The following is a 20,942-nucleotide window of genomic DNA, read 5'->3' as shown; positions in this document are numbered from 1 at the left end:
GGGCGGCGGGGCCGGGATCCAAGGCTAGGGAGCCGCCACGCCCCTGCCCCGACCACCCGAGGCAGGATGGGGGGACGATCCGGACCTGGACCCTTGCCCCGCTCGCAGCGCAACGACAACTTCATCGACAAGAGCTTCACGGTCATGGCCGACCTGATCGTCAAGCTGCTGCCGATCGATCCCAAGGCGAAGGAGGCCTACGTCTATTACCGCGACGGCCTCTCGGCCCAGAACGACGGCGACTACGCCGAGGCGCTGGAGAACTACGAGGAGGCCCTCAAGCTCGAGGAGAACAGCATCGACCGGGGCGAGATCCTCAAGAACATGGCGATCATCTTCATGAGCAACGGTGAGGAGGAGAAGGCCCTCGACTACTACCGCCAGTCCCTGGACGCCAACGGCAACTCCCCCTCCTGCCTCAAGAACATGGGCCTGATCTACGAGAAGTGGGGGCGGCTGGCGGAGGAAACCGGCGACCAGGACGCGGCCGACCGCTGGTTCGACGAGGCGGCCGTGCACTGGACCAAGGCGGTGCGCCTCTACCCGGGCGGCTACCTGGACATCGAGAACTGGCTCAAGTCCTCCGGCCGCAGCAACGTCGACGTGTACTTCTGAGCCCCCGGCTCAGTCCCCCTCGGCGGGGTTCATCCCCAGGCCGGCCACCAGGGCCTCGGCCACCGTGGCCGCCTCCAGCAGCTGCAGGCCCAGGCCGGCCGCCACCGGCCCGAGGGCGCTGCCCCGGGGCACCACCGCCCGGGCGAACCCCAGCCGGGCCGCCTCCTGCAGGCGCAGCTCCAGCTGGCCCACCGGTCGCAGCTGCCCCCCCAGGCCCAGTTCCCCCAGCAGCACCGTGCCCGCCGGCAGGGTGAGGTCGCGGTAGCTCGCCACCACGGCGGCCGCCACTCCCAGATCCGCCGCCGGCTCCTCCACCTCGAGGCCGCCGGCCACCGCCAGGTAGCAGTCGAAGCGGGACAGGGGCAGCCCCATGTGCTTCTCCAGCACCGCCAGGATCTGGTGCAGGCGGTTGGTGCCGATGCCGGTGGCGGTGCGCCGCGGGCTGGCATAGCTGGTGGGGCTGACCAGGGCCTGGATCTCCACCAGCAGCGGGCGGGTGCCCTCGCAGGCCACGATCGTGGCGGTGCCGGGGCTGGGGCCATCCCCGGCCAGGAACAGCTCACTGGGGTTGCTCACCTCCACCAGCCCCGCCCCCCGCATCTCGAACACCCCCAGTTCGTGGGTGGCGCCGAAGCGGTTCTTCGCCGCCCGCAGCAGCCGGTGGCTGGCGAAGCGGTCCCCCTCGAAGGTGAGCACCGCATCCACCAGATGCTCAAGCACCTTGGGGCCCGCCAGCATTCCCTCCTTGGTGACATGGCCCACCAGCACAAGGGCGGTGTGCTGCCGCTTGGCGATGCGCTGCAGGGCGGCGGCACATTCCCGCACCTGGGACACTGATCCGGGGGCGCTGCCGAGTTCGGCGTCGTGCAGGGCCTGGATGCTGTCGATGATCGCCACTTCCGGCCGGAGGGTCTCCAGCTCCTGCAGCACCAGCTCCAGATCGGTCTCCGCCAGCAGGCGAAGGCCCTCGCTCTCGCCGTCACCCGCCTCCGGCACGGCGCCGGGTCCAGCTCCGGGGCCGTCCTCGGCCAGGCGCCGCCAGCGCAGCTTCACCTGCTGGGCCGACTCCTCGGCACTGACGTAGAGCACCACCGCCCGGGCGGCCATGGCCCGGGCGCTCTGCAGCAGCAGGGTGCTCTTGCCGATCCCCGGGTCGCCCCCCAGGAGCACCAGGGAACCGGGCACCAGGCCGCCCCCCAGCACCCGGTCCAGTTCGCCGTAGCCGCTGGCCAGGCGCTGCAGGGGCCGGTCCCCCACCGACTGGATCGGTTCGGAGCGGCGCGGCCGGCCCGGCGCCCCGGCCCCGTCAGGCCCCGGAGCGGGGCTGGCTGCCACCGGCCGGCGCCGGCGGCTGTCACCGCTGGGCTCGCTCTGCTCCACCAGGGTGTTCCAGCCGCCGCAGCCGGCGCAGCGGCCGAAGAACTGCCGCGTCCTGGCCCCACAGGCCTGGCAGACGAACGAGGAACCGGGACGGGCCAAGGGGAGCGGGCGGTGTGTATGAAGAAAGGTGGCGTTCGGTGAATTCCCGACCTTCCGGCCGGTTCAGTGGGTCGGAACCGTGTTGCATTCTCCTCGCCGCGCAATGACGGCCTCCCCCACCGCCAAGGAAACGATCCTCGTCGTCGATGACGAGGCCAGCATTCGCCGCATCCTCGAGACGCGTCTCTCGATGATCGGCTACCAGGTGGTCACCGCCAGCGACGGCGAGGAGGCCATCGAGGCCTTCCACCGCGTCCTGCCGGACCTGGTGGTCCTCGACGTGATGATGCCCAAGCTCGACGGCTACGGCGTCTGCCAGGAGCTGCGCAAGGAATCGGACGTGCCGATCGTGATGCTCACCGCCCTCGGCGACGTGGCCGACCGCATCACCGGCCTGGAGCTCGGGGCCGACGACTACGTCGTCAAACCCTTCAGCCCCAAGGAACTGGAGGCCCGCATCCGCTGCGTGCTGCGGCGGGTGGAGAAGGACCCGGGCGCCGGGATCCCCAACTCCGGCGTGATCCAGGTGGGCGATCTCCGCATCGACACCAACAAGCGCCAGGTGTACCGGGGCGACGAGCGCATCCGCCTCACCGGCATGGAGTTCAGCCTGCTGGAGCTGCTGGTGAGCCGATCGGGCGAGCCCTTCAGCCGTGGCGAGATCCTCAAGGAGGTGTGGGGCTACACGCCCGAGCGTCACGTGGACACCCGCGTGGTGGATGTCCACATCTCGCGGCTGCGCTCCAAACTGGAGGATGATCCGGCCAACCCCGAGCTGATCCTCACGGCCCGGGGCACCGGCTATCTGTTCCAGCGCATCGTTGAACCCGTTGCCACCGAAGGATCCTGAAGGCGCAGGGCGCGAAGGCCGTCGCTTCGCCTCCAACCGCCCCAAACCCAATCGCACGATCCGCCGCCTGGTGATCTGGTATCGGCGCAATGCCGCCGTCACCAGCCTCGTGGGCACCGCCACCGCCACCGCCAGCGGCGCCGCCTCGGGGGCGGTGTCGGTGGCCGGCAGCATGGCCGGCGCCGCCACCAACGTGGCAGGCTCCGTGCTCCAGCCCCTGGTGTTCGATCCCCTGCGGCGCCTGCAGCAGGGCAGCCACACCGGCGCCGCCATCGACGACCGGCAACGCCTCTGGGTGGCCGTCGACGGCATGGGCGGGGACCACGCCCCGGGCCCGATCCTGGAGGGCTGCCTGAGGGCCGTGGCCCTGCTGCCCCTGCGCATCCGTTTCGTGGCCGAGCCGGAGCCGCTGCGGCGGGCGGTGGCGGCCATGGGCCTGGGCCAGGAGCTGGAGGAGGCGGTGCAGCGCGGCCTGATCCAGGTGGTGCCCAGCGGCCCGTCGGTGGGCATGAACGAGGAGGCCACCGTGGTGCGCCGCAAGCGCGACGCCAGCATCAACGTGGCCATGGACCTGGTCAAGAAGGGCGAGGCCACCGCCGTCTATTCCGCCGGCAACTCCGGCGCCGTGATGGCGGCGGCGATCTTCCGCCTCGGCCGGCTGGCCGGCATCGACCGCCCGGCCATCGGCGCCCTGTTCCCCACCAAGGACCTCAGCCAGCAGGTGCTGGTGCTCGACGTGGGCGCCAACATGGACTGCAAGCCCGAATGGCTGCACCAGTTCGCCCTGCTCGGGAACATCTACAGCCGCGACGTGCTGCAGGTGAAGCGGCCCCGCATCGGCCTGGTGAACATCGGCGAGGAGGAGTGCAAGGGCAACGACCTCTGTCTGCGCACCCATCCGCTGCTGGCGGGCGACGAGCGCTTCGTGTTCGCCGGCAACTGCGAGGGGCGCGACATCCTCTCCGGCGACTTCGACGTGGTGGTCTGCGACGGCTTCACCGGCAACGTGCTGCTGAAGTTCCTCGAGTCGGTGGGCAGCGTCCTGCTGGACGTGCTGCGGGCCGAGCTGCCCCGGGGCCGGCGGGGCAAGGTGGGCTCGGCATTCCTGCGCAGCAACCTGGTGCGGATCAAGAAGCGCCTCGACCATGCCGAGCACGGCGGCGCCCTGCTGCTCGGCGTCGACGGGGTCTGCGTCATCGGCCATGGCAGCAGCCGGGCCCTCTCGGTGGTGAGCGCCCTGCGGCTGGCCCACTCCGCCGCCAGCCACGGCGTCATGGACGACCTGCACGCCCTCGGCAAGGGGAGCGCCGGAGTGGCAAGCACCTGTGGTTGACTGAGCCCACCTGTGAACCGAATGGGTGCCGCTCGGCTCAGACACGACGGGGACCACGGCCGCCTTGCGGGGAATGGCCCTGGTGGGCTGCGGTCGCGCCCTCCCCGCCGCCAGCATCAGTAACGACCAGCTGAGCGAGCGGGTCGAGACCAACGACGGCTGGATCCGCAGCCGCACCGGCATCGGTGCCCGGCGCGTGGCCGGCCCCGGTGAGACCGTCACCAGCCTGGCCGCCGGGGCGGGCCGGGCGGCCCTGGCCCATGCGGGCTGGGCCCCCGAGCAGGTGGATCTGATCCTGCTGGCCACCTCCAGCCCGGACGACCTGTTCGGCACCGCCCCGCGGGTGCAGGCGGCCCTGGGGGCCCACCGGGCGGTGGCCTTCGATCTCACGGCGGCCTGCAGCGGCTTCCTGTTCGCCCTGATCACGGCGGCCCAGTACATCCGCGGCGGCACGATGCAGCGGGTGCTGGTGATCGGCGCCGACCAGCTGAGCCGCTGGCTCGACTGGGACGACCGCCGCACCTGCGTCCTGTTCGGCGACGGGGCCGGCGCCCTGGCCGTGGAGGCCTGTGACCCATCCAGCGACGGCCTGGTGGGCTTCCGGATGCGCTCGGACGGCAGCCGCAACGCCTGCCTCACCCTGGCCCAGGTGGCCGAGCACCGCCCGCTGGTGGGGGATCTCTCGGCCCAGGTGGGCGGCTTCGCGCCGATCCACATGAACGGCCAGGAGGTCTACAAGTTCGCCGTGCGTGAGGTGCCCGCCGTGCTGGCGGAGCTGCTCGAGGCCACGGGCACCACCGCCGCCGACGTCGACTGGCTGCTGCTGCACCAGGCCAACCAGCGCATCCTCGATGCGGTGGCCGAGCGCTTCGCCATGCCCGCCGAGCGGGTGCTCAGCAACCTTTCGGCCTACGGCAACACCTCCGCCGCCACGATCCCATTGATGCTCGACGAGGCGGTCCGCGACGGGCGGGTGGGCGCCGGCGACCTGATCGCCAGCAGCGGCTTCGGCGCCGGCCTCAGCTGGGGCGCCGCCCTGTTCCGCTGGAGCGGTCCGGGGGTCCCCCCAGCCGAGGCCTAATCTCCTGCCGTTGCACGGGAGGCTTGCATGGCCATCGCCTGGGTGTTTCCGGGACAGGGTTCGCAGAAGCCGGGCATGGCCGACGGGGTGATCGACCTGCCGGGGGCCCGGGAGCGCTTCGATCGGGCCTCCGAGCTGCTCGGCCGCGACCTGCTGGCGATCTGCGGCGGGGGTGAGGGGGTCGGCGAACCCCGCGACCTCAACGACACCCGCAACACCCAGCCGGCCCTGTTCGTGGTCGAAAGCCTGCTGGTGGACGCGCTCCACGGCCAGGGCCGCAGCGCCCGGCTGGTGGCGGGCCACAGCCTGGGCGAGCTGGTGGCCCTGTATGCCGCCGGGGTCTTCGATGCCGAGACCGGCCTGAAGCTGATGCGCCGCCGCAGCGAACTGATGGCCACCGCCGGCGGCGGCGCCATGACCGCCGTGATGGGCTTCGAGCGGGACGAGCTCGAGCAGGCGGTGGCGGCCACCGAGGGGGTGGTGATCGCCAACGACAACAGCGCCGCCCAGGTGGTGCTCTCCGGCACCCCGGAGGCGCTGGCCAGCGTGACCGCCGCGGTGCGCTGCAAGCGGGCCATCCCCCTGGCGGTCTCCGGCGCCTTCCATTCCCCGTTCATGGCCGCCGCCGCCGAGGCCTTCGCCGCCGAACTGGAGGCGGTGCCGTTCGCCGACGCCCGGATCCCCGTGCTCAGCAACGCCGATCCCCGGCCCGAGACCGACGCCGCGGCGCTCAAGGACCGCCTTCGCCGGCAGATGACCCTGGGGGTGCGCTGGCGGGAGACGATGGACCGGCTGCAGGCCGAGGGCATCAGCACCGCCGTGGAGATCGGACCGGGCAACGTACTTTCCGGCCTGATCAAGCGCAGCTGCCCCGGCCTCGGCACCGCCCAGATCGCCACCGCCGGCGACCTGGGCCAGTGAGACGCCGCCGCCGGCCGCCGGCCGATCCCCCCGCCCTGCTGAACACGCCGAAGCCGAGCCTCACCTACCGGCTGATCAGCTACCTGCTGGTGTTTCCCGTCTTCCGGGTGCTGTTCCGGGGCCGGACGACCGGCAACGACAACGTACCCCTGGAGGGGGCCGTGGTGGTGGTGGCCAACCACGGCTCCCACCTGGATCCGCCGCTGCTGGGGCATGCCCTCGGCCGGCCGGTGGCCTTCATGGCCAAGGCGGAGCTGTTCCGGGTGCCCCTGCTGGGCCCGATCATCCGGGCCTGCGGCGCCTACCCGGTGGAACGCGGTGCCGGCGACCGGGAAGCGATCCGCGTCGCCACCGACCGGCTGCTGCAGGGCTGGGCCACCGGCGTGTTCATCGACGGCACCCGGCAGGCGAACGGCCGCGTCAATGCCCCCCAGCCGGGGGCGGCCCTGCTGGCGGCCCGGGCCGGCGTGCCGCTGCTGCCGGTGGCGATCATCAACAGCCACCGGGCCCTGGGACCCGGCGGCCACGGCCCCCGGCTGGTGCCGATCCACATCCGCATCGGCACCCCGATCCCGCCGCCGGCCTCCCGGCGCCGTCCTGATCTGGACGCCGCCACCCGCGCCGCCCAGGAGCAGATCAACCGGATGCTCGACCTGGGTCCGATCAGCGGATCCCTGCTCTTTCCAGCCAGGGAGCCACCCGCTCTTCCACCCATGGCCTGATGTCCTGACCGCTGACCACCCACAGGGCCGCCCTGGCACCATCGCCCCAGAGGCGCCGCCGGCCCTCGACGACGCAGAGCTCGCCGCAGGACACGGGGACCGGGGTGAGATGGATGCCGCGGCTGCCGGCCACGATCCGTCCCACCAGCAGGGCCCGCTCCATGTGGTCGGCGGAGGTGACCAGCAGGGCATGGCGGATCCGGGCCTTGCGCAGGTCGTCCACCAGGGAGGTGAAGTTGGACACCGTGTCGCGGGCCCGGTAGTCGAGCTGGACCTGGCGGGGGGACAGACCCTCCTTCTGCAGGAACAGCCAGTGGGCGTACTCGGGGTTGGTGCCGCCGGTGACCACCACCGGCAGGCCGTCCACCCGGGCCAGGCGGGCCGCCGCCGCCTCCCGGTCGGCATCCCCCCCCAGCACCAGGATCATCTGGGGGGGCGGCGGCGTGGGCCACCACCCGCCCCGCGACAGCCACAGCAGGGCCAGTCCCGCCAGGCCCGCCAGCACCACCCGCCCCGAAACGGGGCGCCGGGGGCGCGGCCCGCGGCGGGAGCGCTGGGGGGCGACGACCGCGGGAATGGCGTCAGCGGCGGAACGACGCGAGCGACGGCGGCGCGGCCGGGGCTGGGGGCGGGGACCCGCACCGGGTCGGGGGCCAGGGGGGCTCAGCATGGGAGCGCCTCCACCGGACTGGTGGGATAGAGGGGCAGCACCGGTTGCCAGGGGGCGGCCCGTCCCTCGGCGGCGTTCGCCCCGCTGAAGCCGAGCAGCTGGATCACGTCCTCCGGCAGCTGCACCAGGGCCGGACGGATCGGGTGCGGGGCCAGCGCCTCCCGGTCGCGATGCAGCCGCGGCGCCTCCAGCTCGGCGACACCACCGGGCTGGCCAGGGTCGGCGCCGTAGAGCCCCGCCACCACCCCGCGCCGCGGCAGTTCCTGAAGCAGCCAGAAGGGGCCGTCACCGCCGGGCGGCTCTGGTCCGGTGAGCAGGCGGCGGGCCATGAGGCGGAAACTGCTGATCCCATCGAGGGGCAGCGCCAGCTGCTGGGCCAGGGTGCGGGCCAGCACCACCGTCAGGCGGGTGCCGGTGAAGCCACCGGGGCCGGTGGCCACCGCCAGGCGGCCCAGCCGCGGCCAGGCACTGGCCGGCAGCACCGACTCCAGGCAGTCGAACAGCCCATTGGAGAGGGAGCGGCCGAGGGGGAACGTCTCCAGCCGCTCGGGGGCCACCGCCCCGACGCGCTGCAGCCCCACGCCGAGGCTCTCGCTGGAGCTGTGCAGGGCCAGCAGCCAGGGGCGGCCGTCCGGGTCGGGGGGAACACTCATGTCGGCAGCGGTCCCTCGGGGCGGCAGCGACGCCAGCGGCCCGGGTCGGAGCGGAAATCGGAGCAGGCCCGCACGTCCCACTCCACTCCCACGCTGGTGCCGACGGCATCGAGATCGACCACCTGCACGTGGATGCGCGGCTGGCGGGGGCGGAAGTCGGGCTCGGGATTGAGGTGGGCGACGCCGTGCTGACGCTCGACCGCGTGGTAGGCCTGACACCGCTCGACCCAGTGGCAATCCACGCAGATGCACATGCCGCCGCGGCCCAGCAGGGCGCCCATTGTGGCGTGCGAGCCGGGACGTCAAGTCCCTGAACTGTGGCGGGCCCTGGCGCCAGAGACCTGGCCGGTGGCCCCCCACCAGCTGCCGGCGGGCACGGCGCTGGTGGGCGGCGCAGTCCGGGACGGCCTGCTGGGCCGCCTGAGAGCCCGGCCGGATCTGGACCTGGTGGTGCCCGTGGACGCCATCGACCTGGCCCGGAGCCTGGGGCGGAAGCTGGGGGGCAGCTGCGTGGTGCTCGACCCGGAGCGCTCGATCGCCCGGCTGGTGCTGCAGGGCTGGACGATCGACCTGGCCCGCTGCGCCGGTGGGGATCTGGCCGCCGATCTGACCCGCCGGGACTTCACCGCCAACGCCATCGCCCTGCCCCTGGAAGGGGCGCTGCCGCCGGGCCGCGGATCAGCGGCGGATCTGCGGTTGATCGACCCCTGCGGCGGGCTGCCGGATCTGGCGGCGCGCCGGCTGGTGGCCATCAGCGAAGCCAACCTGCTCGATGACCCCCTGCGGCTGCTGCGGGGGGTGCGGCTGGCCTGCGAACTGGCGTTCCGCATCGCCCCGGCCACCTGGGAGCTGATCGGGCGCCACCGGCAGCGGATCACCACCGTCGCCGGGGAGCGGGTGCTGGCGGAGCTGGAACGGCTGGCGGCCGCCCCCGAGGGGCACCGGGGACTGGGGCGGGCCCTGGAGGCGGGTCTGCTCCAGCCCTGGGGAGCCGCCGACGGGACTGAGGGCCGGCTGGAGCCCCTGGGGCCGCAACGGCCGGACGCCTGCGGCCTGACGCCGATGGAGGCCTGGGCCCTGCCGCTGGCCCGGCTGGCGGCGGTGCTCGACGGCCCGACCCTGGAGCGGCTGCGGGCCAGCCGGCGCCTGCAGCAGCGCTGCCAGCGGCTGCGGGACTGGCACGAGCGGCTCCAGCGCAGCGCTTCGCCCGGAGGCCTGCTGTCCCTGGAGAGCCTGGCCGAGGCGGAGCGGCTGCCGCTGCACCGCCAGCTGGAGGCGGATCTCCCCGCCCTGCTGCTGCAGCTCGATCCCGGGGCGGCACGGGCGGCCATGGACCGTTGGCGGGACCCGGCGGATCGCCTGTTCCATCCGCGCCCGCCCCTGGACGGCCGCCGGCTGCAGCAGCTCCTGGCCATCCCCCCGGGGCCGCGGCTGGGCCAGCTGATCGACCACCTCACGGCGGAACGGGCCTTCGGTCGACTGGGTGGAACCGCAGCGACGGACACAGCGGAATTGACGGACCAGGGAGCGATCGACAAGGCCCTTGCCGCCGCCCGACTCTGGCTGGAGCGGCGGGAACCCGAAGCGAACCCGGACCGGCGGCGTGATTAACTGCTGGATGCAATGGCGCGATCGCACCGCCTGCCAGAGTTTTTTCCTTTCCTGAGCCCCTCCCCATGAGCGTTCGTCTCTATGTCGGCAACCTGCCGCAAACCTTTGATGCCAAAGAGCTGGATGCTCTCTTCTCGAGCGTGGGAGAAGGGGTTCGCTTCAAGGCGGTGAACGACCGGGAGACCGGGACCTGCCGTGGCTTCGGCTTCGCCAACGTCGACGACCTGGCCCAGGCCGAGGCGGTGATCGCCCAGCTCAACGGCAAGGACTTCGGCGGCAGCACCCTGCGCATCGAGATCTCCGAGCAGCGCCGTGAGGTCCGCGGCGGCGCCGGCGCCGACCGCCGTCCCGGCAGCGCCCCGACGGCCGCCCGCAAGAGCGTCAACAAGGTGGTCCATGCCGACGCCGTCGGTGAAGGCGCCCCCGATCCCCGCTGGGCCGGTGAACTGGCCAAGCTGAAGAGCCTGCTGGCCAACCAGAAAGCCGCGGTCTGATCCGGCACCGTCCCCCCGACCCGCTGGCCCGCCGGACGCGGGGGCGGTGTCAGGGGAGGACGGCCATCAAGCCGATCACCCCGACGAAGATCGCCAGAAAGACGAACCCCAGGCGCGTCATCTTGCGCTCATGGTTGTCGATGCCGGCCTCCACATCGGCGCTGATCAGCTCCCGGAAGGCGGAGAGGGCCTGCTGCTTCTCCTCGGGCGGGACCGGCTTGATGCTCATGGAACGGGGCTCGGTGACGGGGACAGGACTCGGTGTCGCCTGGACAGGACGGGGCTGGGACGGCCGGAGCGCCGGCTCAACCCCGGTGAAAGTACCAGTAGGAACCGATCGCCAGCAGCACCATCAGCACGATCGGAACGGCGATGGCGGCCATGCCGTTGTGGCTTCGCACCACCCGCCCCTCATGGGCCACGACCGCGTCCCGGATGCTGGCCTGCATCTCTTCGCGCAGGCGCGCCAGGTCGGACTCCAGGGTCTCGTTGGTGTAGAGGTCCCGGAGGCGGTCAAAGACGCTGCGTCCCAGCACGAGGCTGCGCTCGGGGTGCTCGAACAGCAGATCCATCAGCTCGTCGCGGTTGAAGACGAGCAGCTCCGTGGGCTTGGCGGCCCTGGCGGTATGGGTGCGGGCACGGCCGTCGATGAGCTCCACCTCACCGAACACGTGGCCGGGGCCATGGTGACCGTCGACACCTTCTCCGGTTTCGGGATACAGGGTGATCAGTTCAATCTCCCCGGTGCGGACGAGGTACACCTCCTGACCACTCTCTCCACTGCGGTAGGCGAACTCACCGGGATCCAGGTGAAGCTTGCGCAACGGTCGCCGTTCAACAGGGGGGCAGTCTAATTGCTTCAGCCGTTTCAACTTGGTTCCCGGCCCCGATGGTGCTAAACAGGATCGGTCGGCCCATGGAACCCGTGTCGCACCCGGCTCAAGTACGACCCAAGGAATGACCCAGGGACTCGAGAACTTCTGGTATGCGGTGGAGCATGCCCACGGGCTCCGCGACCAACCCGTCTCCGTCACCCTCCTGGGGCGCCGCTACCTGCTCTTCCGCGATGGGGCCGGCCAGGCCCACGCGCTTGCCGACTACTGCGCCCACCGCGGCGCCAGCCTGGCCCGGGGATGGGTGGAGGGATCCTGCGTGCGCTGCCCTTACCACGGCTGGAGCTACGACGTGGACGGCCGCTGCGTCCGGATTCCGGCCGATCCGCCGGGAACGGCCATCCCTGCCCTGGCCCGCATGGCCACCTTCCCCGTCCGGGAGCAGTCCGGCTTCCTCTGGATCTTTCCCGGCGAGGCCGGGCGGGCCTCCGAGGTGCCCATCCCCCCCTTCCCGGAACTGGGTCAGCCGGGCTGGCGGGCGGTGAGCGGGTCCTACACCTGGAACGCCCACTTCAGCCGGGTGGTGGAGTCGGCTCTGGACACCTCCCACGCCCCCTTCGTGCACCGCCCCTTCTTCGGCAACCGGGAGGACGCGAGCGTGGAGAGCCTGGAGATCGTCAGCGAACCGGGCCTGGTGTCCACCCATCACAAGCTGAAGCCGCCGGCCCGGGTGGGCCTGCTGAAGTACATCGTCAAGAGGAAAAGGAGCCACTCCAGCTCCACCCTCACCGGCTACCTTCCCAACGTCAACAGGATTGCTCTGGACTTCAACTGGAAGGGATATCAGTACATCTATTTCGCCAGCAACATCCCCGTCGACGACCACACCACCCTCACCAAGTGGATCGGCGTGCGCAACTTCCTCCCCTACGGCTGGGCCGACGGCAACTCGATCCGCAACACGGTCGACACCTACGAGGAGGACAAGGCCGTGGTGGAGACCCAGCCCCCGGGCCCGTCCTGGAGCACCCAGGGGGAAGAGCTGCTGCTGGCCTCCGACCAGCTGATCCTGGCCTACCGGCGGGCCCTGGCCCGGGCCTGCCCGGCCACCGCCCCCGTGCCCACGCCCCCCGCCCCTACGCCCTGAGATGCAGCCCCCGTCGCCCTGGCCCGCCGACTGCTGGTACGCCGTCGGGCTCTCCAGCCAGGTGGGCACCCAACCCCTGGCCCACCGCTTCCAGGGCCGGGAGGTGGTGATGATGCGCGATGGCGGCGGCCGGGTGCTGGCCTTCGATGGCCGCTGCGCCCACCGGGGCTGCTCCCTGGCGGCGGGCTGGGCGAAGGGGGACCGCCTGGTCTGCCCCTACCACGGCTGGCAGTACGACGCCCAGGGCAGCTGCGTGCACATCCCGGCCCTGCGGGCCGAGGAAGCGATCCCGCGCCAGGCGCGGCTGCGCACCTACCCCACCCGGGAGCGGCACGGGTTCGTGTGGCTGTGGCTGGCCGGCCGCCAGGCCAGCCCCGATGGCGATGTGCTCGACATCCCGGAACTGGACGGACTGACCCTGCGGGCCGGCGGTGACATGGCCTACACCTACGCCACCCACTTCACCCGCACGATCGAGAACGGCATCGACCCCACCCACGCTGCTTTCGTGCACGGCAGGAGCATCGGCCGGGTGGACCCGGCCACCGACTTCAGCCTGGAGCACTATCCGGTGCAGGTGGAACCGGGCAGCCTCTACGGGCGCATGCCGATCAAGGTCAAGAAGCTCAACGGCCTCACCCGTCTGCTGCTGAAGGGGGACAGCGCCAATGCCTACAAGGAGTACCGCTTCCTGTACCCCAACGTGGTGGTCTCGATCATCCATTTCGGTGCCGTGACCCTGGCGGCGCTGCAGGCCCACGTGCCCGACAACGACGCGGAAACCACCGTCCGGGTCACCAACGGCCGCAACGTCCTCACCGCCACCCCCCTGCTGAACCGGCTGTTTGATCGCATCACCCTGGACACGGGCCTGCAGATCTCCAAGGAGGATGCCGCCGTGATCAGTGAACAGGAGCCCAAGCGGGTCACCTTCCGCGGCTCCCACGAGGTGCTGATCGACTCCGACCTGATCCTGGTGGAATACCGGCGGATGATGCGCGAGCGCGCCCGCGTCTGAGGCGCCCTCTTCAGTCGCCGATGTCGACGGGGACAGCCGCCGGCTCCCGGACGCCGCGCAGCAGGGGCGCCCCCAGCAGGCAGACCAGCGCCTGGAGCAGGAAGCAGAGGGTGGGGGAGAGGTCGTAGAGCACCCCCGCCAGCATCGGACCCAGGGCACTGGCCAGGCCCGTGATGGCCAGCAGGCTGCCCAGCATCACGCCCTGCCGGTTCTCCGGGACCAGCCGGGAGACCAGGCTGCGGGCCGTGGGGATCACGCAGGCCGCCCCCACCGACAGCATCACGGCGGCCGTGACGATCACGACGGCGGCGGCGGCGCCGAAGACCCGGGCCAGGGGGATCAGGGCGATGCCGGCGGCGACCGCCACCAGGCCGTAGATGTTGAGCCGGGCCTCCCCATGGCGCCGCACCAGCGGGCCTGTGAGGGCCACCTGCACGTAGGTGACGGTGAGGCCGACGATGACGAAGATGCCGCTCGACTGGGAGGCCGACCAGGAGAACTGATCCTTGAGATAGAGCACCAGCAGGGTGGTGAAGCCGCTGAAGGCGAAATTGAAGCAGCAGAAGGCCAGCGCCACGCGATTCGCCTTCGGCAGCGCCAGCAGGGCCATCACCGGGGCCAGTCCGTTGATCTGGGACCACTGGAAGCGGGGCCTGTTCTGGAGCGGCAGGGTCTCCTTGAGGTACAGAAACGCCATCAGGAAGTTGTAGGCCGCCAGGGCGGCGGCCACGAACACCGGAATGCGCATGCCGAAGCCCACCAGCGCCCCCCCCAGGGCCGGACCGGCGATGGCCCCGAGGCCGAAGGCGGCACCGCTGATGCCGAAGTTGCGGGCCCGGTTCGCCGGGGTGGAGATGTCGGAGATGTAGGCCTGGGCCGTGCCGACCGTCGCCGTCGAGACGCCGTTGATCGCCCGGGAGAGAAAGATCAGCCCCAGCGTTCCGGCCAGGCCAAACATGAAAAGGGACAGACAGTTGATGGCCACGCACAGGAGGATCACCGGCCTGCGGCCGCAGGCATCACTGAGGGAGCCGATGATCGGTGACGCCAGCACGGAAAAAAGGGTGGCCGTGGAGGCCAGCAACCCCAGGGTGAGTCCGTCGGGAGAGAACTTCTCGAGGATGAAGGGGAGCAGGGGGTAGACGATGTTTTCGCCCAGCTTGTCCAGCAACAGGGTGAGAAACACGATCGCCAGAGGACTGCGCAGCTTGCGAATCACTTGCGGATCATGCGGACGGCAGTGTGGGGCGACCCAACCTTGGCGGCGGCGCCAATCTAGGGGGTGTCGCACTCTCGCTCGGGACGGTTCGCCTAAGATCCGCTCAGCATCGGCAGAGCATGTCATTCGCTGGGTCGGTATCTGGGGCCTTATCTGGGTCCGCCTCAGAGACATCCCCATCCCAGGTGTCTCAACTGGCCTGGAACTGCTGGTACGCCGTCGCCTCTTCGTTCGCCTTCCGGAACGGCCCGGTGGCCGTCCCCTTTGCGGGCCACGATTTCGTGCTCTTCCCGGATGCGGAAGGCCGGCCCCGGCTGTTCAGCGACCGCTGCCCCCACCGGGGGGCCTCCCTGGCCCTGGGGCGGCTGGAGGAGGAGGGGTGCCTGCGCTGCCCGTTCCATGGCTGGAAGTTCGCCGCCGACGGGACCTGCCTGGAGGCCCCCGCAGAGCCGGCCGGCGCCAGTCCTCCGGCCCGCAGCGACCTGGTGGGGGAGCGGCCGGCGGTCGAATCCCGGGGCTTCATCTGGATGTGGTGGGGCTCCGGCCCGCCCGATCCGGCCCTGCTGCCCGATCTGCCCGTCTTCCCCGACGACGCCTGGGGCCACGTGGAGAGCAGCTTCGAGTGGGAGACCCACTACAGCCGGGTGATCGAGTCCAACCTCGACAATTCCCATGCCTACTGGGTGCACAAGGGCACCTTCGCCAGCCAGGATTCACCCCTGTCGGTTCCCGTCGATCTCCGCAAGGCGGATCGGATGATCGCCGCCACGGTGAGCTTTGAGCTGCCGGTGAAGGGGGTCCTGAAGCTGCTGCGCACCCTCACCGGTCAGAGCGGCCCCCTCTGCGCCACCACCACCTTCAGCTTCTATTACCCCAACCTGAACATCGTCGACACCAGCATCGGCGACCAGCTGCGTTTCATCTTCTTCAACGCCAGCCTGCCCCAGAGCGACACCCACACCCTGGCCCGCTGGGTGAAGTATTCGAAACGCAAGCGCTGGCGGCTGCCCGGCAGTGAGGCCCAGTCGATCGCCATCTCGCGCACCATCTTCGAGGAGGACCACGGGGTGGTGCGCAGCCAGCGCCCGACCCCCGTCCCCCTGGATCTCACCCAGGAGCGGCATGTGGCCTCCGACATCCTTTCGATCGAATACCGCCGCATGCACCGCCGCTGGCTGAGCGCGGAAGCGGCGGCTACCATGGCGCGCCCGGAGCCCCTCGGTTCGTGACGGAAGCGCCGCACGTTGACAGGCTCGAGGGCCTGCGGCGCTTCTGGCGGGAGCGGGCCTGGGGCAGCGGCCGCCAGAAGCTGGTGACGGTGTCGGTGCTGGCCGTGCTGGGGCTGGCGGGCTGGCAGCTGAGCCATCGCCCGGCCCCGCCGCCGCCGCCCCTGGCGCCCCGGGCCGTGACCGCCCTCGGACGGCTCACCCCCCAGGGGGGCGTCGTGTCCCTGTCCACCGCCTCGGGCAACAGCGGCGGCTCGGAAGTGGTCGACAAGTGGCTGGTCTCCGAGGGGGCCACCATCCGCCGCGGCCAGCTGCTGGGCTTCCTCAGCAGCTGGGCCAGCCTGCGCAAGGGGGTCGTCCAGGCCGAAAGCCAGCTGGCCCTCAGCGAGGCCAAGCTGGCCCAGGTCGATGCGGGGGCGCGCCAGGGGGCCCGGGCCAAGGCCGAAGCGGATCTCAAGGCCGAGCAGGTGGTGATTCCCTATCTGAAGATCAGCCAGCAGAAGAGCGTGGAGCTGTTCAAGGCCGGGGCGATCTCCGAGGAGGAACTCGGCAAGGCCGATGCCGCCCTCGCCCAGGGCCAGGCCAACATCCAGGCCCTCAAGGGCACCCTCTACGACAACCTCACCGTCCGCCCGGTCGACCGGGAGGTGGCCGTCGCCGACGTGGCGGTGGCCAAGGCCAACCTGGCCCAGGCCCGCAGCCAGCTGCGCAACGCCGAGATCCGCTCCCCCCTCGACGGCAAGCTGCTGCGGATCTACAGCTGGCCGGGCATGAAGGAAACCGACCAGGGGCTCGCCCAGATCGGCCAGGTCGGGGCCATGCAGGTGTGGGCCCAGGTGTTCCAGAGCGACATTCCCCAGGTGCGCCCCGACCAGACGGTGGAGATCTGGCCGGAGAGCGGCGGCTTCAACGGCAGGCTGCAGGGCCGGGTCCAGGAGATCACCGGGGAGGTCTCCGACCGGGACCTGTTCAGCGTCAATTCCAACAACAACGTCAATGCCCGGGTGGTGCTGGTGAAGATCGCCCTGACTCCCGCCGACTCCGCCCGCCTCGCCAGGCTCAGCGGGCTGAACGTGAACGTCCGCTTCCTGCCGTGATCGGCCGCTCCCTGAGGCGCAGCCTGGGCGATCTGCCGGTGGCCTGGCTGCAGCTGAAACGCCAGCCGATCCGCTACCTGGTGGCCGTCACCGGCATCGGCTTCGCCGCCCTGCTGATGTTCATGCAGCTGGGCTTCCAGTCAGGCCTGCTGACCAGCGCCACCACCTTCTACCAGGCCCTGATCACGGATCTGGTGGTGATCAGCCCCGGCACCCGCGACAGCGGCGCCTTCCAGCAGTTCCCCCAGTCCCAGCTCTATCAGTCGCTGGGCGTGCCGGGGGTGAGCGATGTCATCCCGGTCTATGTGGCCAATGTGAACGCCCAGCAGATGGGCGGGATCAAGCCCACCAGCCTGCGCCTGATCGGCTTCGATCCCGACCAGCAGATTCTCGATCTGGCGCCGGTGCGCGAGCAGATCGACCGCATCCGCACCCCGGGCTATGTGCTGTTCGACGCGGCCGGCAACAGCAACACCGGCCCGGTGGCGGCGGCGGTCAAGGCCCAGGGAAGCCAGACGATGATCCTCTCCGACTACTCCAAGACCTTCCGGGTGGTGGGCCTGTTCCGCCTCGGCTCCACCTTCGCCGCCGACAGCAACCTGATCAGCAGCGACACCACGGCCCTGCAGCTCGCCTACAAGCAGATCAACGAGGGCGAGATCTCCATGGGCCTGATCCGCGTCAGCGATCCGGCCGCCATCGCCCCCGTTCAGCGTCACCTGCGGGCCCTCTACGGCAGCCAGCTGCAGGTGTTCACCAAGCCCGAACTGATCGCCAACGAGCAGAACTACTGGAACACCAGCTCCTCCTTCGGCATCATCTTTGGGTTCGGCACGATCATGGGTCTGCTGGTGGGCGGGGTGATCGTCTATCAGGTGCTGTACACCGATGTCAGCGACCACCTGCACGAGTACGCCACCCTCAAGGCCCTGGGCTTCCGCAACCGATTCCTGCTGCTGCTGGTGCTGCAGGAGGCCTCGATCCTGGCGATCTCCTCCTTTGTTCCCGCCCTGGTGGCGAGCGCCGCCCTCTATGCGTTCCTCACCGCCGTCTCGGGCATCCAGATCGTGATGACCACCGGCAAGACCGTGCTGGTGTTCAGCCTCACCATCGGCGTCTGCGCCGTGGCGGCCGCCATCGCCCTCAACAAGCTGCGGGATGCGGATCCGGCCAGCGTCTTCTGATCCCGATGCTGCCTGTCGTCGCCGAGAATCTGCGTCACGCCTACGGGGAGGGTCCGCTGCGCAGCGAGATCCTGCACGGGATCAGCTTCACGGTGAACCCCGGTGAGATCACCCTGCTGGTGGGGCCCTCGGGCAGCGGCAAAAGCACCCTGCTCACCCTGGTGGGGGCCCTGCGATCCGTCCAGGAGGGCTCCCTGCGGGTGCTGGGCAGTGAGGTGCGGCGCTCCAGCGAGCGGAGGCGGGTGGAGATCCGCCGCCGCATCGGCTTCATTTTCCAGAGCCACAACCTGGTGGCCTCCCTCACCAGCCTGCAGAACGTGGCGCTCGTGCTGCAGCTGAGCGAGCCGGACCCCGAGCGGCGCCGGCACCGGGCCACCGCCCTGCTCGAGGCGGTGGGTCTGGGGCACCGGCTGCACCACTTCCCCTCCGAGCTCTCCGGCGGCCAGCGGCAGCGGGTGGCCATCGCCCGGGCCCTGGCCCCCGAGCCCGATCTGGTGCTGGCGGACGAGCCCACCGCCTCCCTGGACAGCACCTCCGGGCAGGAGGTGGTGGCCCTGCTGGGCGACCTCTGCCGCAAACGGGGCAGTTCCGTGCTGCTGGTGACCCACGACCTGCGCCTGCTCGATGACGCCGATCGCATCTGGGCCATTGAAGATGGCAGGGTCGAACCCTGGAAGGGGTCCCATTGAGTCCCCCATCGTCAGGCCCCATGCCCGTGACACCCCTGGCCGACGGCGGCACGGTTTTCCCAACGAACTGGCTGGGCACCTGGTCGTGGCAGGGCCAGACCATCAGCTATGTGGCCCACCCATCGGTGGGCCCGGAGGGGAGCGGGGCGCTGCCCGCGCTGCTGATCCACGGCTTCGGTGCCTGCAAGGAGCACTGGCGCCACAATCTGCCGGCGCTGGCCGGCGGACGCCCGGTGTACGCCATCGACCTGGTGGGTTTCGGGGCCAGCAGCAAACCCCCCTCCCGGCTCGAGGATGAGCCGGAGGACGGGCTGGCGCTGCGCTACGGCATCGACCTGTGGGCCGACCAGGTGGCCGCCTTCGTGCGGGAGGTGATCGGCACGCCGGTCCAGCTGGTGGGCAATTCGATCGGGGGCGTCGTGGCCCTGGCCGCCGCCGCCAGGCTCGGGGACGACGCCCGCCAGGTGATCCTGATCGACTGCGCCCAGCGCAGCCTCGACGACCGCCGCCTAAGCGAGCAGCCACCGCTGCGCCGGATCGGCCGGCCCCTGCTCAAGCGCCTGGTGCGCCAGCGCTGGCTCACGGGCCGCCTGTTCCGCTGGGTGGCCAACCCCGGTGTGATCCGCCGGGTGCTGGGCGCCGCCTACCCCTCCGGCGCTGGCATCGATGATCAGCTGGTGCAGCTGCTGCTGACCCCGGCCCGCAGCCCCGGCGCCGAGGAGAGCTTCCGGGGCTTCATCAACCTCTTCCGCGACCGCCTCGCCCCGGACCTGCTGGCGGAACTGCCCGGCCCGGTCCGGCTGCTCTGGGGGGAGCAGGATCCGTGGGAGCCGGTGGCCGAGGCCCGGCGCTGGGCGGGGGCCTTCGCCGCCGTCCGCGACCTGCGCATCCTGAGCGGCCTCGGCCACTGCCCCCACGACGAAAATCCCTCTCTGGTGAACCCGGTGCTGGAGGAATGGCTGGCCCTGGCGGATCAGACCTGAGGCGGCGCCGACGGTGTGGTGGCGCCCAGCCGGGTGCGCCAGCGCTGACGGTCGGGATCCCAGGCCAGCCAGCCCCACTGCTGCAGAAGGGCCCGCAGGTCGGCGGGAGCCTGGCCGGGGGTGGCCGCCGCCGCACAGCCGGCGTCGAGCTCGGCCTCCGTCAGACCGGCCCGCAGGCCCGTGGTCAGCAATCGGCGCAGCGTGGCGGGCTCAAGGGCCACCAGCCGGGCCATGGTCAGGGGGCCCTCCGGCGGGGCCGGGGGCAGCGGGCCGTCACCGGCGGCGCCGGCGTCGGTGTCCTTGTCGTTGGCGGGCTCAGAGGAGCGCATCGGCAAGGTCGGCAGCGAGCTGGGTCACGCCGGTGCTCCAGGGGTGGGAGGGGACATCCACCAGGGCCAGGCTGCCACTGGCGATGGTGAGCAGGTCATCACTGAGGGGCAGGATCGCTCCGACCGGAATGCCGTAGCTCTGGGCCACCCGGGCGCGCACCTGTTCGGCATCGAAATGGGCCGGCAGCTTGTTCACCACGAGGCGGGCTTCCGGCACCATCAGTCTCTGGGCCACCTCGATCGCCACGGCCGTGCCGAGGTAGTCCTGCTGATCGGGGCGCATCACCATCACCAGGCAATCGGAGATGGCGGTGGACAGCAGGGTCTCCTCGTTGATCCCGGGGTGGGTGTCCACGATCAGCAGATCCAGCCGCTGGCTCTGGCCCAGGCTGAACAGGGCATCGTTGAGCCGCTCGACTTCATAGCCTTCCCGCAGCAGCCGGGCGATCCGATCGCCCTCCATGGCGGCTGGCACCAGAATGATGCGCCCCTTCCCACCTGCCAGCGAGGCAGGTGTGACGTCATAGGAGCACTTTTCAATTGGAATCGAGCCCTGAAGGTGATCATTGAGCGTATGGGATTGCGGCCCTGCCGTGAACCCGAACAGCACATGGATTCCTGGTGAAGCAAGATCGGTGTCGAAGACGCCGACCCTGAGCCCTCGGGCTGCGAAAGCGGCCGCAAGGTTCGCCGAGAGGTTGGATTTTCCCGTTCCACCGCGAAAGGAATGGACGGAAAGGATCCTGGTCATGAAGCGATCCATCTCACGGACGTGGGAAAATCATAGG

24 protein-coding genes are annotated in these 20,942 nt (G+C 70.9%); 15 read left to right on the top strand and 9 right to left on the bottom strand.

From position 1 onward, the window contains the following. Positions 1 to 93 precede the first annotated feature (93 nt). Complete coding sequence (locus KBZ08_RS08100) at positions 94 to 615, top strand: photosystem I assembly protein Ycf3 (protein ID WP_106219282.1); 522 nt, start codon at positions 94 to 96, stop codon at positions 613 to 615. 9 nt (positions 616 to 624) lie between these two features. On the opposite strand, the gene radA is transcribed toward KBZ08_RS08100, so the two are convergent. Further along, entirely contained in the window at positions 625 to 2,094 is a 1,470-nt protein-coding gene (radA, locus tag KBZ08_RS08095; RefSeq protein ID WP_254972336.1) for a DNA repair protein RadA, read from the bottom strand. Positions 2,095 to 2,197: 103 nt separating this feature from the next. Here radA and rpaB point away from each other — a divergent pair, with 103 nt between their 5' ends. The 5 genes from rpaB to KBZ08_RS08070 all read left to right on the top strand — a co-directional run bounded on the left by rpaB (position 2,198) and on the right by KBZ08_RS08070 (position 7,001). Then, positions 2,198 to 2,944 carry a response regulator transcription factor RpaB gene (gene rpaB, locus KBZ08_RS08090; protein WP_015110442.1) on the top strand — a complete coding sequence of 249 codons (747 nt, stop codon included), beginning with the start codon at positions 2,198 to 2,200 and terminating at the stop codon, positions 2,942 to 2,944. Further along, positions 2,925 to 4,277 (top strand): phosphate acyltransferase PlsX, encoded by a 1,353-nt coding sequence (gene plsX, locus KBZ08_RS08085; RefSeq protein ID WP_254972335.1) that lies wholly within the window; start codon positions 2,925 to 2,927, stop codon positions 4,275 to 4,277. Before rpaB ends, plsX begins: the two co-directional genes overlap by 20 nt. A 73-nt stretch (positions 4,278 to 4,350) precedes the next feature. Continuing rightward, entirely contained in the window at positions 4,351 to 5,358 is a 1,008-nt protein-coding gene (locus tag KBZ08_RS08080) for a beta-ketoacyl-ACP synthase III (protein ID WP_254972365.1), read from the top strand. Between the two features lie 27 nt (positions 5,359 to 5,385). Then, positions 5,386 to 6,279 (top strand): ACP S-malonyltransferase, encoded by an 894-nt coding sequence (fabD, locus tag KBZ08_RS08075; RefSeq protein WP_254972334.1) that lies wholly within the window; start codon positions 5,386 to 5,388, stop codon positions 6,277 to 6,279. Next, a complete protein-coding gene (locus KBZ08_RS08070; RefSeq protein WP_254972333.1) occupies positions 6,276 to 7,001 on the top strand; it encodes a 1-acyl-sn-glycerol-3-phosphate acyltransferase in 726 nt (241 codons plus the stop codon). The genes fabD and KBZ08_RS08070 overlap by 4 nt, the downstream gene beginning before the upstream one ends. On the opposite strand, the gene KBZ08_RS08065 is transcribed toward KBZ08_RS08070, so the two are convergent. From KBZ08_RS08065 to KBZ08_RS08055, 3 genes are read right to left on the bottom strand one after another with little or no spacing between them, the layout of a single operon-like run. Continuing rightward, positions 6,943 to 7,671 carry a YdcF family protein gene (locus KBZ08_RS08065; RefSeq protein WP_106219288.1) on the bottom strand — a complete coding sequence of 243 codons (729 nt, stop codon included), beginning with the start codon at positions 7,669 to 7,671 and terminating at the stop codon, positions 6,943 to 6,945. The two genes, KBZ08_RS08070 and KBZ08_RS08065, sit on opposite strands and share 59 nt — an antisense overlap. Then, on the bottom strand, positions 7,665 to 8,324 hold the full coding sequence (gene tsaB / locus KBZ08_RS08060) for a tRNA (adenosine(37)-N6)-threonylcarbamoyltransferase complex dimerization subunit type 1 TsaB (RefSeq protein ID WP_254972332.1): 660 nt from the start codon (positions 8,322 to 8,324) through the stop codon (positions 7,665 to 7,667). The genes KBZ08_RS08065 and tsaB overlap by 7 nt, the downstream gene beginning before the upstream one ends. Then, positions 8,321 to 8,578 (bottom strand): Ycf34 family protein, encoded by a 258-nt coding sequence (locus KBZ08_RS08055; RefSeq protein WP_106219290.1) that lies wholly within the window; start codon positions 8,576 to 8,578, stop codon positions 8,321 to 8,323. The genes tsaB and KBZ08_RS08055 overlap by 4 nt, the downstream gene beginning before the upstream one ends. A 94-nt stretch (positions 8,579 to 8,672) precedes the next feature. Here KBZ08_RS08055 and KBZ08_RS08050 point away from each other — a divergent pair, with 94 nt between their 5' ends. Further along, on the top strand, positions 8,673 to 9,935 hold the full coding sequence (locus tag KBZ08_RS08050) for a CCA tRNA nucleotidyltransferase (protein WP_254972331.1): 1,263 nt from the start codon (positions 8,673 to 8,675) through the stop codon (positions 9,933 to 9,935). 65 nt (positions 9,936 to 10,000) lie between these two features. Continuing rightward, the gene (locus KBZ08_RS08045) at positions 10,001 to 10,429 is read left to right on the top strand and encodes an RNA-binding protein (RefSeq protein WP_254972330.1); all 429 of its coding nucleotides are present in this window, start codon (positions 10,001 to 10,003) and stop codon (positions 10,427 to 10,429) included. A gap of 49 nt (positions 10,430 to 10,478) precedes the next feature. Here the strand turns inward: KBZ08_RS08045 and KBZ08_RS08040 are convergent, their stop codons facing one another. Next, the gene (locus KBZ08_RS08040) at positions 10,479 to 10,658 is read right to left on the bottom strand and encodes a hypothetical protein (protein WP_254972329.1); all 180 of its coding nucleotides are present in this window, start codon (positions 10,656 to 10,658) and stop codon (positions 10,479 to 10,481) included. A gap of 76 nt (positions 10,659 to 10,734) precedes the next feature. Further along, positions 10,735 to 11,253 (bottom strand): cyclic nucleotide-binding domain-containing protein, encoded by a 519-nt coding sequence (locus KBZ08_RS08035; protein WP_106219294.1) that lies wholly within the window; start codon positions 11,251 to 11,253, stop codon positions 10,735 to 10,737. A 133-nt stretch (positions 11,254 to 11,386) separates the two neighbouring features. Between KBZ08_RS08035 and KBZ08_RS08030 the strand changes: the two genes are divergently transcribed. Both KBZ08_RS08030 and KBZ08_RS08025 read left to right on the top strand, forming a co-directional pair. Next, positions 11,387 to 12,409 (top strand): aromatic ring-hydroxylating dioxygenase subunit alpha, encoded by a 1,023-nt coding sequence (locus tag KBZ08_RS08030; RefSeq protein WP_254972328.1) that lies wholly within the window; start codon positions 11,387 to 11,389, stop codon positions 12,407 to 12,409. Position 12,410: 1 nt separating this feature from the next. Next, on the top strand, positions 12,411 to 13,427 hold the full coding sequence (locus tag KBZ08_RS08025) for an aromatic ring-hydroxylating dioxygenase subunit alpha (RefSeq protein ID WP_254972327.1): 1,017 nt from the start codon (positions 12,411 to 12,413) through the stop codon (positions 13,425 to 13,427). Positions 13,428 to 13,437: 10 nt separating this feature from the next. On the opposite strand, the gene KBZ08_RS08020 is transcribed toward KBZ08_RS08025, so the two are convergent. Next, on the bottom strand, positions 13,438 to 14,646 hold the full coding sequence (locus KBZ08_RS08020; protein WP_254972326.1) for an MFS transporter: 1,209 nt from the start codon (positions 14,644 to 14,646) through the stop codon (positions 13,438 to 13,440). 119 nt (positions 14,647 to 14,765) lie between these two features. Between KBZ08_RS08020 and KBZ08_RS08015 the strand changes: the two genes are divergently transcribed. From KBZ08_RS08015 to KBZ08_RS07995, 5 genes are read left to right on the top strand one after another with little or no spacing between them, the layout of a single operon-like run. Beyond that, complete coding sequence (locus tag KBZ08_RS08015) at positions 14,766 to 15,875, top strand: aromatic ring-hydroxylating dioxygenase subunit alpha (RefSeq protein WP_254972325.1); 1,110 nt, start codon at positions 14,766 to 14,768, stop codon at positions 15,873 to 15,875. After that, on the top strand, positions 15,872 to 16,969 hold the full coding sequence (locus KBZ08_RS08010; RefSeq protein WP_254972324.1) for an HlyD family efflux transporter periplasmic adaptor subunit: 1,098 nt from the start codon (positions 15,872 to 15,874) through the stop codon (positions 16,967 to 16,969). Before KBZ08_RS08015 ends, KBZ08_RS08010 begins: the two co-directional genes overlap by 4 nt. Then, positions 16,966 to 18,153 carry an ABC transporter permease DevC gene (gene devC, locus KBZ08_RS08005; protein WP_106219300.1) on the top strand — a complete coding sequence of 396 codons (1,188 nt, stop codon included), beginning with the start codon at positions 16,966 to 16,968 and terminating at the stop codon, positions 18,151 to 18,153. Before KBZ08_RS08010 ends, devC begins: the two co-directional genes overlap by 4 nt. Before the next feature lie 5 nt (positions 18,154 to 18,158). Beyond that, positions 18,159 to 18,842 carry an ABC transporter ATP-binding protein gene (locus KBZ08_RS08000; protein WP_254972323.1) on the top strand — a complete coding sequence of 228 codons (684 nt, stop codon included), beginning with the start codon at positions 18,159 to 18,161 and terminating at the stop codon, positions 18,840 to 18,842. 20 nt (positions 18,843 to 18,862) lie between these two features. Then, positions 18,863 to 19,825: an alpha/beta fold hydrolase gene (locus KBZ08_RS07995; RefSeq protein WP_254972322.1), complete on the top strand. Its 963-nt coding sequence runs from the start codon at positions 18,863 to 18,865 to the stop codon at positions 19,823 to 19,825. Here the strand turns inward: KBZ08_RS07995 and KBZ08_RS07990 are convergent. Together KBZ08_RS07990 and KBZ08_RS07985 are read right to left on the bottom strand one after the other, a co-directional pair. Further along, positions 19,816 to 20,154 carry a hypothetical protein gene (locus KBZ08_RS07990; protein WP_254972321.1) on the bottom strand — a complete coding sequence of 113 codons (339 nt, stop codon included), beginning with the start codon at positions 20,152 to 20,154 and terminating at the stop codon, positions 19,816 to 19,818. The two genes, KBZ08_RS07995 and KBZ08_RS07990, sit on opposite strands and share 10 nt — an antisense overlap. Then, positions 20,141 to 20,905 (bottom strand): MinD/ParA family protein, encoded by a 765-nt coding sequence (locus KBZ08_RS07985; RefSeq protein ID WP_106219735.1) that lies wholly within the window; start codon positions 20,903 to 20,905, stop codon positions 20,141 to 20,143. The genes KBZ08_RS07990 and KBZ08_RS07985 overlap by 14 nt, the downstream gene beginning before the upstream one ends. Positions 20,906 to 20,942 lie beyond the last annotated feature (37 nt).

Origin of the sequence: Cyanobium sp. Candia 9D4 (assembly GCF_024346155.1) — a bacterium.
GTDB lineage: Bacteria > Cyanobacteriota > Cyanobacteriia > PCC-6307 > Cyanobiaceae > Cyanobium > Cyanobium minutissimum.
This window is presented reverse-complemented; position numbering and strand designations above follow the sequence as displayed.

Excerpts from the sequence above, each read along its gene's own strand:
- KBZ08_RS07995 (WP_254972322.1), top strand. The coding sequence starts at position 18,863 with ATGCCCGTGACACCCCTGGCCGACGGCGGCACGGTTTTCCCAACGAAC.
- KBZ08_RS08055 (WP_106219290.1), bottom strand. The coding sequence starts at position 8,578 with ATGTGCATCTGCGTGGATTGCCACTGGGTCGAGCGGTGTCAGGCCTAC.
- KBZ08_RS08045 (WP_254972330.1), top strand. The coding sequence starts at position 10,001 with ATGAGCGTTCGTCTCTATGTCGGCAACCTGCCGCAAACCTTTGATGCC.
- KBZ08_RS08030 (WP_254972328.1), top strand. The coding sequence starts at position 11,387 with ATGACCCAGGGACTCGAGAACTTCTGGTATGCGGTGGAGCATGCCCAC.
- KBZ08_RS08000 (WP_254972323.1), top strand. The coding sequence starts at position 18,159 with ATGCTGCCTGTCGTCGCCGAGAATCTGCGTCACGCCTACGGGGAGGGT.
- KBZ08_RS08065 (WP_106219288.1), bottom strand. The coding sequence starts at position 7,671 with ATGCTGAGCCCCCCTGGCCCCCGACCCGGTGCGGGTCCCCGCCCCCAG.
- rpaB (WP_015110442.1), top strand. The coding sequence starts at position 2,198 with ATGACGGCCTCCCCCACCGCCAAGGAAACGATCCTCGTCGTCGATGAC.
- KBZ08_RS08080 (WP_254972365.1), top strand. The coding sequence starts at position 4,351 with ATGGCCCTGGTGGGCTGCGGTCGCGCCCTCCCCGCCGCCAGCATCAGT.
- tsaB (WP_254972332.1), bottom strand. The coding sequence starts at position 8,324 with ATGAGTGTTCCCCCCGACCCGGACGGCCGCCCCTGGCTGCTGGCCCTG.
- KBZ08_RS08040 (WP_254972329.1), bottom strand. The coding sequence starts at position 10,658 with ATGAGCATCAAGCCGGTCCCGCCCGAGGAGAAGCAGCAGGCCCTCTCC.
- KBZ08_RS08015 (WP_254972325.1), top strand. The coding sequence starts at position 14,766 with ATGTCATTCGCTGGGTCGGTATCTGGGGCCTTATCTGGGTCCGCCTCA.
- KBZ08_RS08025 (WP_254972327.1), top strand. The coding sequence starts at position 12,411 with ATGCAGCCCCCGTCGCCCTGGCCCGCCGACTGCTGGTACGCCGTCGGG.
- KBZ08_RS07985 (WP_106219735.1), bottom strand. The coding sequence starts at position 20,905 with ATGACCAGGATCCTTTCCGTCCATTCCTTTCGCGGTGGAACGGGAAAA.
- KBZ08_RS07990 (WP_254972321.1), bottom strand. The coding sequence starts at position 20,154 with ATGCGCTCCTCTGAGCCCGCCAACGACAAGGACACCGACGCCGGCGCC.
- fabD (WP_254972334.1), top strand. The coding sequence starts at position 5,386 with ATGGCCATCGCCTGGGTGTTTCCGGGACAGGGTTCGCAGAAGCCGGGC.